Annotated in this window: 11 protein-coding genes; 4 read left to right on the top strand and 7 right to left on the bottom strand. The window is 66.0% G+C overall.

Annotation, left to right across the window (positions count from 1 at the left end):
- Positions 1-50: 50 nt before the first annotated feature.
- Entirely contained in the window at positions 51-2306 is a 2256-nt protein-coding gene (locus tag PVT71_RS05485) for an NADP-dependent malic enzyme (protein WP_353473498.1), read from the bottom strand.
- A gap of 134 nt (positions 2307-2440) precedes the next feature.
- Here PVT71_RS05485 and mutS point away from each other — a divergent pair, with 134 nt between their 5' ends.
- Entirely contained in the window at positions 2441-5080 is a 2640-nt protein-coding gene (mutS, locus tag PVT71_RS05490; protein WP_353473499.1) for a DNA mismatch repair protein MutS, read from the top strand.
- Between the two features lie 122 nt (positions 5081-5202).
- Here mutS and PVT71_RS05495 read toward each other — a convergent pair whose 3' ends face one another.
- Both PVT71_RS05495 and hrcA read right to left on the bottom strand, forming a co-directional pair.
- Positions 5203-5757, bottom strand: a complete 555-nt coding sequence (locus tag PVT71_RS05495; protein WP_353473500.1) for a nucleotide exchange factor GrpE — start codon at positions 5755-5757, stop codon at positions 5203-5205.
- A 9-nt stretch (positions 5758-5766) separates the two neighbouring features.
- Positions 5767-6831, bottom strand: a complete 1065-nt coding sequence (gene hrcA / locus PVT71_RS05500) for a heat-inducible transcriptional repressor HrcA (RefSeq protein WP_353473501.1) — start codon at positions 6829-6831, stop codon at positions 5767-5769.
- 114 nt (positions 6832-6945) lie between these two features.
- Between hrcA and rph the strand changes: the two genes are divergently transcribed.
- Genes rph through hemW form a run of 3 tightly spaced genes read left to right on the top strand, consistent with a single transcriptional unit; the run spans position 6946 to position 9438 of the window.
- A complete protein-coding gene (rph, locus tag PVT71_RS05505; RefSeq protein ID WP_353473502.1) occupies positions 6946-7656 on the top strand; it encodes a ribonuclease PH in 711 nt (236 codons plus the stop codon).
- A complete protein-coding gene (gene rdgB, locus PVT71_RS05510; protein WP_353473503.1) occupies positions 7653-8276 on the top strand; it encodes an RdgB/HAM1 family non-canonical purine NTP pyrophosphatase in 624 nt (207 codons plus the stop codon). Before rph ends, rdgB begins: the two co-directional genes overlap by 4 nt.
- Complete coding sequence (hemW, locus tag PVT71_RS05515; protein ID WP_353473504.1) at positions 8266-9438, top strand: radical SAM family heme chaperone HemW; 1173 nt, start codon at positions 8266-8268, stop codon at positions 9436-9438. The genes rdgB and hemW overlap by 11 nt, the downstream gene beginning before the upstream one ends.
- A gap of 243 nt (positions 9439-9681) precedes the next feature.
- Here hemW and PVT71_RS05520 read toward each other — a convergent pair whose 3' ends face one another.
- Genes PVT71_RS05520 through mnmG form a run of 4 tightly spaced genes read right to left on the bottom strand, consistent with a single transcriptional unit; the run spans position 9682 to position 13911 of the window.
- Positions 9682-10587 carry a ParB/RepB/Spo0J family partition protein gene (locus PVT71_RS05520; protein WP_353473505.1) on the bottom strand — a complete coding sequence of 302 codons (906 nt, stop codon included), beginning with the start codon at positions 10585-10587 and terminating at the stop codon, positions 9682-9684.
- A 27-nt stretch (positions 10588-10614) separates the two neighbouring features.
- Positions 10615-11424, bottom strand: a complete 810-nt coding sequence (locus PVT71_RS05525) for an AAA family ATPase (protein WP_353473506.1) — start codon at positions 11422-11424, stop codon at positions 10615-10617.
- On the bottom strand, positions 11417-12037 hold the full coding sequence (gene rsmG / locus PVT71_RS05530) for a 16S rRNA (guanine(527)-N(7))-methyltransferase RsmG (RefSeq protein WP_353473507.1): 621 nt from the start codon (positions 12035-12037) through the stop codon (positions 11417-11419). The genes PVT71_RS05525 and rsmG overlap by 8 nt, the downstream gene beginning before the upstream one ends.
- Positions 12034-13911 carry a tRNA uridine-5-carboxymethylaminomethyl(34) synthesis enzyme MnmG gene (gene mnmG, locus PVT71_RS05535; RefSeq protein ID WP_353473508.1) on the bottom strand — a complete coding sequence of 626 codons (1878 nt, stop codon included), beginning with the start codon at positions 13909-13911 and terminating at the stop codon, positions 12034-12036. Before mnmG ends, rsmG begins: the two co-directional genes overlap by 4 nt.

Here is a 13911-nt window from a genome sequence, read left to right on the forward strand (position 1 = left end):
CTTTCCAAAAATACTCCCGCCGGAGGCGTCCGGCGGGAGCCGTGATCGCATCAGCCGACCTTGCAGGCCGCCAGAACCGCCATGTTCAGAATGTCATTGGCGGTCATCGTCGTCGAGCAGATCTGGATCGAGCGGTCGAGCCCGGCGAGGATCGGGCCGATCACCGTGGCGCCGGCCATCTCCTGCATCAGCTTGACCGAGATCGAGGCTGAGTGGCGCGCCGGCACGACGAGGATGTTGGCCGGACCTGTCAGGCGCTGGAACGGGTACTGCTCCTGCGAGCGCGGGTTCAGCGCCACGTCGACGGTCATCTCGCCCTCGTACTCGAAGTCGACGCCGCGGGCGTCGAGCACCCTCGGCGCGCGGTGCATCTTCGAGGCGCGCTCGGAGATCGGGTAGCCGAAGGTCGAGAAGGAGACGAAGGCGACCCGCGGCTCGAGCCCGAGGTGCCGCGCAACGCCGGCGGCGCGCTCGGCGATGTTGGCGAGATCCTCTTCCTCGGGCCACTCGTGCACCAGCGTGTCCGAGATCAGCACGATGCGCCCCTTGTGCAGCAGCGCGGTGACCCCCGCCACGCCATGTTCGGCATCGGCGTCGAAGACGTGGTTGATCGCCTCCATCACATGCGCCGACTTGCGGGTCGCGCCGGTGATCAGCCCGTCGCCGTGGCCATGCGCCAGCATCAGCGCGGCAAAGACGTGGCGGTCGCGCGCCGCGAGACGGTGCACGTCCTGCCGGTCGAAGCCCTTGCGCTGCAGGCGCTGGTAGAGGAAGGCCTTGTAGGTCTCGAGATGCGGCGTGTTGGCGGCGTTGATCACCTCGATCTCGCGCACCGCGTCGCCAAGGCCGCTGGCCTCGAGCTTCTCCTTCACGTCCGCCTCGCGGCCGACGACGATCGCCTTGCCGAAGCCGCTGCGCTGGTAGGTCACCGCGGCGCGCAGCACGCGGGGATCGTCCCCCTCGGCAAAGATCATCCGCGACTGCGCGGCGCGGGCGCGGCTGTTGATGCCCCGCAGAACCGCGGCGGTCGGGTCCATGCGGCCGCGAAGCCCGGCTTCATAGGCCTCCATGTCGATGATCGGACGGCGCGCCGCGCCGGTGTCCATGCCCGCGCGCGCCACGGCGGGCGGGATGCGGTGGATGAGGCGCGGGTCGAAGGGCGTCGGGATGATGTAGTCGCGGCCGAAGCTCAGCGTCTTGCCATAGGCCAGCGCCACCTCGTCCGGCACGTCCTCGCGCGCCAGCTCGGCCAGCGCGTTGGCGCAGGCGATCTTCATCTCGTCGTTGATCGCGCGGGCGTGGATGTCGAGCGCGCCGCGGAAGAGATAGGGGAAGCCGAGGACGTTGTTCACCTGGTTCGGGTAGTCCGAGCGGCCGGTGGCGACGATGGCATCCTCGCGCACCGCGTGGGCCTCTTCCGGGGTGATCTCGGGATCGGGGTTCGCCATGGCGAAGATCACCGGGTTCGGCGCCATGCTGCGCACCATGTCCTGCGTCACCGCGCCCTTGGCCGAGACGCCGAGGAAGACGTCGGCCCCCGCCATCGCCTCCTCGAGCGTGCGCAGCGAGGTGTTCGCCGCATGGGCCGACTTCCACTGGTTCATGCCCTCGGTGCGGCCCTGGTAGATGACGCCCTTGGTGTCGCACATGATGCAGTTGTCATGTTTCGCGCCCATGGACTTCAGCAGCTCGAGGCAGGCAATGCCCGCCGCGCCCGCGCCGTTGAGCACGATGCGCACGTCCTCGATCCTCTTGCCCGAGAGCTGCAGCGCGTTGATCAGGCCGGCGGCGCAGATCACCGCGGTGCCGTGCTGGTCGTCGTGGAAGACCGGGATGTCCATCTCTTCCTTGAGGCGCTGCTCGATGATGAAGCATTCGGGCGCCTTGATGTCCTCGAGGTTGATGCCGCCAAAGGTCGGGCCCATGAGCTTGCAGGCCTTGATGAATTCCTCGGGATCCTCGGTGTCGAGCTCGATGTCGATCGAGTTCACGTCGGCGAAGCGCTTGAAGAGCACCGACTTGCCCTCCATCACCGGCTTGCCGCCCAGCGCGCCAAGGTTGCCGAGACCCAGCACCGCGGTGCCGTTCGAGATCACCGCGACGAGGTTGCCCTTGTTGGTGTAGTCGTAGGCCAGTTCGGGGTTGGCGGCGATTTCCTCGCAGGGCACCGCGACGCCCGGGGAATAGGCCAGCGACAGGTCGCGCTGCGTGGTCATCGGGACCGTCGCCTGCACCTCCCACTTGCCGGGAGTCGGATCGAGGTGGAAGGCAAGCGCCTCTTCACGGGTGAATTTTGTTTTTGTCATTGGCCTGCGTTCCTCCAGTATGAGCGGCGTTTCTCTTAGCGCAGGGGAAGGCTTGGCTCAACTGGGCGCATTTCGCCTTTCACCGCCCCCGCGCGCTTTGGTATGTCTGCGCCAAGCAGACCTTGGGGGACTAGATGACGGCAGTCACGCCGATGATGGCGCAATATCTTGAGATCAAGGCGCAGTATCCGGACGCGCTCCTGTTCTACCGGATGGGCGACTTCTACGAGATGTTCTTCGACGACGCGGTCGCCGCGTCCGAGGCGCTGGACATCGCGCTGACCAAGCGCGGCAAGCACGAGGGTGACGACATCCCGATGTGCGGCGTGCCGGTGCACGCGGCCGAGGGCTACCTGCTGACGCTGATCCGCAAGGGCTTCCGCGTCGCCGTGGGCGAGCAGCTGGAAAGCCCGGCCGAGGCCAAGAAGCGCGGCGCGAAATCGGTGGTGAAGCGCGACGTGGTGCGGCTGGTGACCCCCGGCACGCTCACCGAGGAGTCGCTGCTGGAGGCGCGCCGTCACAACTACCTTGCCGCATTGGGCCGTGTTCGGGACGATTGGGCGCTCGCCTGGACCGACATCTCGACCGGCGCGCTGCATGTCATGCCGCTGAACCGCGCCCGCATCGGCGCCGAGCTGGCGCGGCTGGCCCCGTCCGAGGTGCTGGTCTCGGACAGCACCGATGACGAGCTGCGCCCGGTGCTGAGCGATCTCGGCATCTACCCCACCGTGCTCGGCGGTGCCTCCTTCGACAGCGCCGGCGCGGAAGAGAGACTGAAACGGCTCTTCGGCGTGCAGACGCTCTCCGGCTTCGGTGCCTTCGAGCGGCCCGAGCTTTCGGCGCTCGGCGCGCTGGTGGACTATCTCGACATCACGCAGAAGGGCCGCCTGCCCCTGCTGCGCCCGCCGCAGCGCGACGCGGTGTCGAACCTGCTGCAGATCGACGCCGCCACAAGGCGCAACCTCGAGCTCACCCATTCGATGAACGGCGGCCGCGCGGGCTCGCTGCTGTCGGTCATCGACCGGACCGTGACGCCGGGCGGCGCGCGCCTGCTTGAGAGGCGAGTTTCCTCTCCATCACGCAATCTGGAGGTGATCGAGGGCCGCTTGCAGGCTCTGGACTGGGCGATGGAAAGCGCCGAGACCCGGCTGCTGCGCGACAGCCTGCGCAAGGTGCCCGACCTCGACCGCGCGCTGTCGCGGCTCGGCCTCGACCGGGGCGGTCCGCGCGATCTGGCCGCCGTGCGCAACGCGCTGGTGCAGGCCGAGGAGATCGCCGCGACCCTTGATAGGGCCGAATTGCCGCCGCTCCTGCGTGATGCACGTGAAACACTGACCGGCCATGACGAGCTCATCGCCCTGCTCGAGACCGCGCTGGTCGCCGAGCCGCCGCTGATGGTGCGCGACGGCGGCTTCATCGCGCCGGGCTACGACGCAGCGCTCGACGAGGCGCGCACGCTGCGCGACCAGGGTCGCGGCGTCATCGCCTCGATGCAGGCGAAATACGTCGAGATGAGCGGCGTGAACTCGATGAAGATCAAGCACAACAACGTGCTCGGCTACTTCATCGAGACCACGGCCACCCACGCCGAGAAGATGATGTCTCCGCCGCTGAACGAGACCTTCATCCACCGCCAGACCACCGCCAACCAGGTGCGCTTCACCACGGTCGAGCTGACCGAGCTCGAAAGCCGCATCCTGAACGCCGGGAACGAGGCGCTGGAGATCGAGAAGCGGCTCTATGACAGCCTCAAAGGCGCCATTCTCGAGCGCGCGCCGCAGGTCTCGGAAACCGGCCTGTCGCTGGCCGAAGTCGACGTGGCACTCGGGCTCGCGGATCTTGCCAAGGCGCAGAAATGGAGCCGCCCGCAGGTCGATGGCAGCCGCGCCTTCGAGATCGAGGCGGGCCGTCACCCGGTTGTCGAGCGCGCGTTGAACCAGCAAGGCGGCACGCCCTTCATAGCCAACGACTGCCGGCTCAATGCCAATGGCGAGGGCGCGGCGGTGACGCTGCTGACCGGCCCGAACATGGCGGGCAAGTCGACCTACCTGCGGCAGAACGCGCTGATCGCGCTGCTGGCGCAGATGGGATCCTACGTGCCTGCGGACCGCGCGCATCTTGGCGTGGTGAGCCAGATCTTCAGCCGCGTCGGGGCCTCGGACGACCTCGCGCGCGGGCGCTCGACCTTCATGGTCGAGATGGTCGAGACCGCGGCGATCCTCAACCAGGCCGACGACCGGGCGCTGGTGATCCTCGACGAGATCGGGCGAGGCACCGCGACCTATGACGGCTTGTCGATCGCCTGGGCAACGCTCGAGCACCTGCACGGGGTCAACCGCGTGCGCGGGCTCTTCGCTACCCATTACCACGAACTCACCCAGCTCGCCGCCAAGCTCGAGGGCGTCGGCAACGCCACCGTCGCGGTGAAGGAATGGGAAGGCGAGGTGATCTTCCTGCACGAGGTGCGCGAAGGTGCCGCCGACCGCTCCTACGGCGTGCAGGTGGCGCAGCTCGCCGGACTGCCGCCCGCGGTGATCGCCCGCGCCCGCGACGTGCTGAGCGCGCTCGAGGAAGGCGAACGCGGCCGGACCACGCCCAAGGCACTGATCGACGACCTGCCGCTGTTCTCGGCGGCGGCGAAACCAGAGCCCGTTGCGGTGAAGAAGGGGCCGTCCGAGGTCGAGGAGAAGCTCGGCGCGCTGCTGCCCGACGAAATGACCCCGCGCGAGGCGCTGCAGGCGCTCTACGAGCTGAAGGCTCTGATGAAGGGCTGAGAGCGTTTCACGTGAATCCGAACGCGACGTAAGGATTCACGTGAAACCAAACTCGGGCGCACGCCCAAAGAAAAACCCCCGGTCGCGAGACCGGGGGTTTTGCGTTTCCGTCGATGAACCGATCAGCCCGGCATCGAGCTGACGCCGACCTGCGCCGGACGCAGCAGGCGATCGTAGAGCAGGAAGCCCTCGGCCGAGACCTGGATGATCTCGCCGGCCTTGGTGCCGGGCACCGGCGCCTCGAACATCGCCTCGTGCTGCTTGGGGTCGAACTTGTCGCCGACCTCGGGCTTGATCGTGGTCATGCCGTGACGGGCAAAGACGTTGGTCAGCTCGCGCAGGGTCAGTTCCACGCCCTCGATCAGCGCCTCTCCGGCCTCGGCCTCGCGCGCTGCGTTCAGCGCGCGGTTCAGGTTGTCGTAGACCGGCAGCAGGTCACGGGCGAGCTTCGAGCCGCCGTATTGCTGCGCCTCGCGGCGGTCCTTGTCGGCGCGCTTGCGGGCGTTCTCGGCATCGGCGAGGGCGCGCATGAAGCGGTCCTTGTACTCGTCGCGCTCGGCGCGCAGCGAGTCGAGCTCGATGGCCTCGTCGTCCAGTTCTTCCATTTCGCTGGCCAGGGCCTCGGCCTCTGCCGCCTCGATGTCGTCGAGGAATTCGTCTTTCTTCGCGTCTGCCATGTCTAACCTCTAGCTCCGCTCGGCAATCAGCCTGCCGACCAGCTGTGCCGTGTAGTCCACGATGGGTACGATCCGCCCGTAGTTGAGCCGCGTGGGTCCAATGACCCCGACCGCACCGATGATCTTTCGATCCGCGTTCATATATGGAGAGACCACCAGAGAGGAACCCGAAAGTGAGAAAAGTTTGTTCTCGGAGCCGATAAAAATACGGACCCCGTCGCCGCTTTCGGCGAGTTGAAGAAACTCGGCGATATCCCGCTTGCGTTCGAGGTCGTCAAACAGCGACCGGATGCGGTCCAGCTCCTCGGCCTCGGCCTCCTGCCCCAGAAGATTCGAGGTGCCGCGCACGATCAGCCGGGCGGAATTGTCGGCGTCCTTCTCCCAGGCGGCCATGCCCGTCTCGATGAGATCCGCGGCCAGCGTGTCGATCTCCTGCCGGCGCGACGCGATCTGTCGGGTGATCTCGCCGCGCAGCTCCGAGAGGGTCTTTCCCTCGATCAGCGCGTTGAGGAAATTCGCCGCCTCGCGCATCGAGCTGGGGGTCTGCCCGGCGGGCGGGCGGAAGAGCCTGTTCTCGACGCTGCCATCGGCGAAGACCAGCACCACCAGCGCCCGGTCATGGCCCAGGGAGACGAACTCGATATGCTTGACCGGGGCCTCGTGCTTCGGCGTCAGAACCAAGGAGGCTCCGTGGGTTACCCCCGAAAGCGCGGCGCCCACGCGGTCGAGCAGCCCGCCCATGTCGTCGCCGCCCTGCGTCGTCGTGGCATCCAGCGCCTGCCGGTCGGAACTGTCGAGATCGCGCACCTCCAGCAGCCCGTCGACGAACATGCGCAGGCCCACCTGCGTCGGCACGCGCCCGGCCGAGACATGCGGGCTGTCGAGCAGGCCGAGGTATTCGAGATCCTGCATCACGTTGCGGATGGTCGCGGCAGAGACCTTTTCCGACAGGCTGCGCGTCAGGGTGCGCGAGCCGACCGGCTCGCCCGTCTCGAGATAGGATTCAACCACACGGCGAAACACCTCGCGCGAGCGATCGTTCATTTCATCGAGAAGACGGCTACCCTCTTTCATGCACATGCTCCCGCTGTTCAGGGTCATTAAAGGCCCCCTTCGGCACCCGTCAATCGGGGTTGCGAGACAGGGTCAGCCCCAGTATCCCGGCAGCAACCGAGAAGAGAGGCACTCATGAGACCTTCTGGACGAGATTTAAGCGAAATGCGCACCGTTTCAATCGAGACGGGTGTCACGAAACATGCCGAAGGGTCCTGCCTGATCAAGATGGGCGATACCCACGTGATCTGCACCGCCACGCTCGAAGAGCGCGTCCCCCCCTTCGTCAAGGGCACCGGCCTTGGCTGGGTGACCGCCGAGTACGGCATGCTGCCGCGCTCGACCGGCTCGCGGATGCGCCGCGAGGCGACCAGCGGCAAGCAGGGCGGCCGCACCGTCGAGATCCAGCGCCTGATCGGGCGTTCGCTGCGTGCCGGTGTCGACCGCGTTGCACTTGGCGAACGCCAGATCACCATCGACTGCGACGTGCTGCAGGCCGATGGCGGCACCCGCTGCGCCTCGATCACCGGCGGCTGGGTCGCGCTCCGGCTCGCGGTGAACAAGCTGATGAAGACCGGCGCGATCATCACCGACCCGCTGACCCCGGTCGCGGCGGTGAGCTGCGGCATCTACGCCGGGCAGCCGGTGCTCGACCTCGACTATGCCGAGGACAGCGAGGCGGGCGTCGACGGCAACTTCATCCTGCGCGGCGACGGCCAGCTGGTCGAGGTGCAGATGTCGGCCGAGGGCGCGACCTTCAGCCGTGACCAGATGAACAAGCTGATGGATCTCGCCGAGGGCGGTATCTCGCAGCTGGTCGAAGCGCAGCTGGCGGCCTGCAAATGACCCGGGTGTTCAGCGACAGGAAACTGCTCGTCGCGACCCACAACGCGGGCAAGCTCGAGGAGATCACCGAGCTGCTCGCGCCCTACGGGGTCGAGGTGGTGGGTGCGAAGGAGCTGAACCTTCCCGAACCCGAGGAAACCGGCACCACCTTCGTCGAGAACGCGCGCATCAAGGCCCATGCTGCCGCGAAGGCCACCGGCCTTCCGGCGCTGGCCGACGACAGCGGCATCTCGGTCGACGCTCTTGATGGCGCCCCCGGTGTCTACACCGCCGATTGGGCCGAAACGCCCAACGGTCGGGACTTCATCATGGCCATGGGCAAGACCCATGACGCCCTGCTGAAGACCGGCACCGCCCAGCCCTGGACCGCGCGCTTCAACTGCACGCTGGTGCTGGCCTGGCCCGATGGAACCGATGCCGTCTTTCCCGGCGTGATGGAAGGCCAGGTGATCTGGCCGATGCGCGGCGACAACGGCCACGGCTACGACCCGATCTTCCAGCCGCAAGGCTATGACATCACCTTCGCCGAGATGACCGGCGAGGAGAAGAACCGCATCAGCCACCGTGCCGATGCCTTTGCCAAATTCGTGAAAGGCTGCTTTGCCCGCGATGACGCCTGAAGCCAGGCCTGAAACCTGGCGAGAAGGAGGCTTCGGCCTCTACGCGCATTGGCCTTTCTGCGAGGCCAAATGCCCCTACTGCGACTTCAACAGCCACGTCGTCCGGTCGATCGACCAGACCCGCTGGGCAGACGCACTCAGCTCCGAGGTCCGCCGCTACGGCGAGATGACCTCGGGGCGCATCCTCAACTCGATCTATTTCGGCGGCGGCACGCCCTCGCTGATGGAACCGGCCACGGTGCAGGCGGTGCTGGACGCCGCCAAGGAGCACTGGACCTGGGCCAACGACATCGAGATCACGCTCGAGGCGAACCCGCGCTCGGTCGAGGTCTCGAAGTTCGAAGGCTTCCGCGAGGCGGGCGTCAACAGGGTCTCCATGGGCATTCAGAGCCTGCGCCCGGACGATCTGCGCCGGCTCGGGCGGCTGCATGACGTGGACGAGGCCATCGTCGCGCTCGAGACCGCGAAGTCGGTCTTCGAAAGGGTCAACTTCGACCTGATCTACGCGCGCGAGAACCAGACCCTGAAAGGCTGGGAAACCGAGCTGCGCGAGGCGCTCGATCTCGCCGCCGATCACCTCTCGCTCTACCAGCTGACGATCGAGGAAGGCACGATGTTCTGGGAACGCGCGCAGCGTGGCCAGATGAAACATCTGCCGGACGAGGATCTGGCCGCCGACATGTTCCTCGCGACGCAGGAGATCACTTCGAAGGCGGGTTATTCCCCTTACGAAGTGTCGAACCACGCCCTGCCCGGCGCGCAGTCGCGGCACAATCTCGTCTACTGGCGCGGCGGCGATTATGTCGGCGTCGGTCCGGGCGCGCATGGCCGTGTCACGGTGAACGGCACCCGCCACGCCACCGAGGCCTGGAAGATGCCCGGCGCCTGGATCGAGAAGGCCGAGGCCGGTCGCGGCGACAGCGTCTTCGACGCGCTCACCACCGAGGACATCATGACCGAATTCGTGATGATGGGCCTGCGGCTCGGCGAAGGGATCTCCCTTTCGCGCCTCGCCGCGATCTCTCCGAAACCCCTGCCCGCCCACAAGCTGGCCGAGCTTCAGGATCTGGGTCTGATCTGGCGCGAAAACGACCTGGTCGGCGCCACGACCGAGGGCCGGCTTGTGCTCAACGGCGTGCTGTCGGAACTGCTGACCAACTGATCCACGTGAAATGTTCTCCACAGGATCCTGTTAGGATCCGGCGGAGATCCTGTGGAGAGATCTCTCCGCTTCAGGGACCTGAATACAACAAAGGCCGAGCGCAGTGGCTCGGCCTTTGCTTTTCTGGACAGATCCGTCGGATCCGGTCAGATCTAGTGGACAATGCGCCCCTCTGAAACCAGCGCGCCGCGTTTCATGTGAAACGGCGCGAGATCTCTCCACAGGATCCTGTGGAGAGATCCGTCAGCGCGCGGCGCTGAGGATGGCACAGAGACGGTCGAGTTCCTCGAAGCTCTGGTAGCTGATCACCAGCTTGCCACTCTCCTGCCCCGGCAGGTTCTGGATCGCGACCTTCATCCCCAGCGCCGCCGAGAGATCGCCCTCGAGCGCACGGGTGTCCGCGTCTTTCTGCCCTTCGCCAAAGCTGGTTTGACCCTGTTTCGGGGCTTTCTGTGTCTGCGGCTTTGCCAGCTGCTCTGCCTGGCGGACCGAGAGCTTGCGCCGGACGATCTCTTTCGCGAGCTCTTCCGGGTTCTCCGAAGTGATCAGCGTGCGCGCGTGGCCGGCGGTCAGCACCCCTTCGACGACCATGGTCTGGACCGAATCCGGCAGGTTCAAGAGGCGCAGCAGGTTCGCGATGTGGCTGCGGCTCTTGCCGAGCGCTTCCGCGATCTTCTCCTGCGTATGGCCGAAGCGGTTCATCAGCTGCTTGTAGCCCGCCGCCTCTTCGATGGCGTTCAGATCCGCGCGCTGGATGTTCTCGATGATCGCGACTTCGAGCACCTCGATGTCGTCGAACTCGCGCACCAGAGCCGGAACTTCGTGCAGCTGCGCCATCTGCGCAGCCCGCCAGCGACGTTCCCCGGCGACGATCTCGAACTCGCCTTCTGCGTTGGGACGCGGGCGCACGATGATCGGCTGGATGATCCCCTTGGCGCGGATCGATTCCGAGAGCTCGTTCAGCTGTTCCGGAGTGAAGGACCGCCGCGGCTGGTCCTTGTTCGGAAAGACCTTCTCGATCGGGATCATCCGATCCGGCTGGCGCGGGGTCGCCTCTTCCTCGACCGCGGCGGGCCGAACGTCCACATCCGACATCAGCGCCGACAGTCCTCGCCCGAGTCCCCGCCGCATTTCGCGTTTCTCTGCCATAACTGCCCTCACGTCACGTTTTTATGCTTATGCCGCCATCTGCGCATTGTTGCGCAGCAGTTCTTCCGCCAGGGCCCGGTAGGCCACGGCGCCTTTCGAGGTCGGATCGTACGTCAGCACCGGGCAGGCATAGGACGGCGCCTCGCTGACCCGCACGTTGCGCGGGATCACCGTGTTGAACACCAGGTCGCCAAGGTTCGCCCGGGCATCCTCCTCGACCATGCGCGACAGGTTGTTGCGCGCGTCGAACATGGTCAGCACCACCCCCTCGATCCGCAGATCCGGATTGGCGCTCTGCCGCACTTCGCGGATCGTCAGCATCAGCTGCGACAGACCCTCGAGCGCGAAGAATTCGCTCTGCAGCGGCACCAGGATCGAATGCGCGGCGACCATCGCGTTGACCGTCAGAAGGTTCAGCGACGGCGGGCAGTCGATCAGGACATAGTCGAAATTGAACTCCGCCATGTCCGCCTGGCGCAGCGCGTCGTGCAGCAGGAAGCTGCGCTTTTCATTCGCCACCAGCTCGATGTCCGCCGAGGCCAGATCCACCGTCGCCGGGATCAGCGACAGGCCCTGGGTCTCGGTCTTCAGGATCATGTCCGAGAGCGGCGCGTCTTCGAGCAGCAATTCGTAGGCGGTGTATTCCCGCGCTTCCGGCTCGATTCCGAGCCCTGTCGACGAGTTGCCCTGCGGATCGAGATCGACGATCAGCACCTTCATCCCGCGCTCCGCAAGCGCCGCGCCGAGGTTGATCGTCGTCGTGGTCTTCCCCACCCCGCCCTTCTGGTTGGCAATGGCAACGATCTTGGCCGCGCCGGGCCGGGGGGTATCAGACATGAGTCAGCGCTCCGATTTGCAAGACAACCGCGTGGGGATCCGTCAGGCTTGTATGCCGTACCAGCTCAAACTGCCACATCTTGCGTGCCTCCGCGATTTCTTTTTCGGCCTGCGCGCCTTTCGGGAAGAGCGCCGTGCCATTCTCGCACAGGTGCCGGTCCGCGAACCCCAGCAGCTTGTCGAGCGAGGCCAGCGCCCGGGCGCTCAGCAGATCCGCGCCAAGCGGCGGGATTTCCTCGATCCGCCGCGCCTCGACCGTCGCGGGCACGCCGGTCTCCCGAAGCACCGTCCGCAAGAAGGCGCATTTTCGCTGGTCGCTTTCCACCAGCGTGACGGCCATCTCGGGCGCAAATTCATCGCGCAGGATGGCAACCACGAGCCCGGGAAATCCGCCGCCGCTGCCCAGATCCGCCCAATGCTGGGGATATCCCTGTGGAATTCCCCAGATCTGCGCGGAATCCACGATGTGGCGCGTCCACGCCTCGGCCAAAGTGGTCGGCGAAACGAGGTTGATCCGCGGATTCCACTTCTTCAAGAGGTCCGTGTAGTGCTCGAGGCGGTCCCATGTTTCACGTGAAACACTGAGCCCGCCTCCAAGGTCCATCGCGCTCATGCGCTGCGCGCCCGCTCGTTCCGGCGAAGGCGGATGAGAAGCAGCGAGAGCGCTGCCGGGGTCATCCCGTCGACTTTCGCGGCCTGCGCCAGCGTCGAAGGTTTCGCACGGCCGAGTTTCTGTTTCAGTTCGGTCGAAAGGCCTTCGATCGTCGAGAAATCGAAGTCGGAGGGCACCTGGTAGGTCTCGTCCCGCTTCAGCGCCTCGACATCGCGCTTCTGGCGGTCGATGTAATTGGCGTAGAGCGCGTCCTTCTCCAACTGTTCACCGGTTTCCGCGTCGATTCGGTCGAGATCAGGCACGTGCTGGCGCAGGAAGTCCATCGAGATGTCCGGGAAGGCGAGGAGCTGGAAGAGACTCCGCCGTGCGCCATCCGCGTTCATCTTGAGGCCAAGGTCGCCAAGCTCGCGCGGCGTCATGGTGATTTCGCTGAGGACTCCCCTGCCCTGCTCGAGCTTTTCGGTCTTGTCGAGGAAGGCCGCCTTGCGGGTCTCGGAGACGCAGCCGAGGTCGATCGCCATCGGTGTCAGGCGCTGATCGGCGTTGTCGGCGCGCAGCGACAGACGGAATTCCGCGCGCGAGGTGAACATCCGGTAAGGTTCGGTCACGCCGCGCGAGGTCAGGTCGTCGACCATGACCCCGATATAGCTGTCGGCGCGGCTGAAGGTGATCGCGTCGCGGCCGAGGCTCTCGGCGGCGGCGTTCAGGCCCGCGACCATGCCCTGCGCAGCGGCTTCCTCGTAGCCCGTGGTGCCGTTGATCTGGCCGGCGAGGTAGAGACCGGGCGCAGCCTTGACCGAAAGGCGCAGGTCCAGCGCGCGGGGGTCGACGAAATCATACTCGATGGCGTAGCCCGGCTGCAGGATCTTCGCCTCTTCCAGCCCCAGGATGGAGTGAACATAGGCCTCCTGCACGTCCTCGGGCAGCGAGGTCGAGATCCCGTTCGGATAGACCGTGAAATCGTCAAGTCCTTCTGGCTCAAGGAAAATCTGGTGAGAGTCCTTGTCCGAGAAGCGCACGATCTTGTCTTCGATCGAGGGGCAATAGCGCGGGCCTATGCCCTCGATATGGCCGCCGTACATCGCCGAACGCGAAAGGTTGTCGCGGATCAGCTCATGTGTCCGGGTGTTGGTATGGGTGATCCCGCAGGAGATCTGGCGGACGTAAGGCGCCTTTGACAGGAACGAGAACATCGCCGGATCCTCGTCGCCGGGCTGGCTGTCGAGGATGTCCCAGTTGATCGTCCGCCCGTCAAGCCGCGGCGGTGTGCCGGTTTTCAGGCGTCCGAGCGGCAGCGCCATCGCGTCGAGGCGCTCCGCGAGCTTGACCGCGGGCTTGTCGCCCATGCGCCCGCCGGGGCGCTTCTGATCTCCGATGTGGATGACGCCGCGCAGGAAAGTGCCCGTGGTCAGCACCACGGCAACAGATTTGAGTTCGGATCCGTCGCCGAGAACGACGCCGCGCACGAGATCCCCGTCCTTGATCAGGTCGGTCACCTCCCCTTCCACGATGGAAAGGTTGGGCGCGGCTTCCATCTCGCGCAGCATGGCTTCGCGGTAGAGCTTGCGGTCGGCCTGGGTACGCGGGCCTTGCACCGCGGGGCCCTTGCGACGGTTGAGAAGCCGGAACTGGATGCCCGCCTGGTCCGCGACGCGGCCCATGACACCGTCCATGGCGTCGATTTCGCGCACCAGGTGGCCTTTTCCGAGCCCGCCGATCGCCGGATTGCACGACATGACCCCGATCCCTCCTCGGGTCAGGGTGACAAGCGCGGTTTTTGCGCCCATCCGCGCCGAGGCGGCTGCGGCCTCGGTGCCAGCATGTCCGCCGCCAACGACGACGACGTCGAAATCGAGTTGTTTCACGTGAAACAC

The organism is Salipiger sp. H15 (assembly GCF_040409955.1).
GTDB lineage: Bacteria > Pseudomonadota > Alphaproteobacteria > Rhodobacterales > Rhodobacteraceae > Salipiger.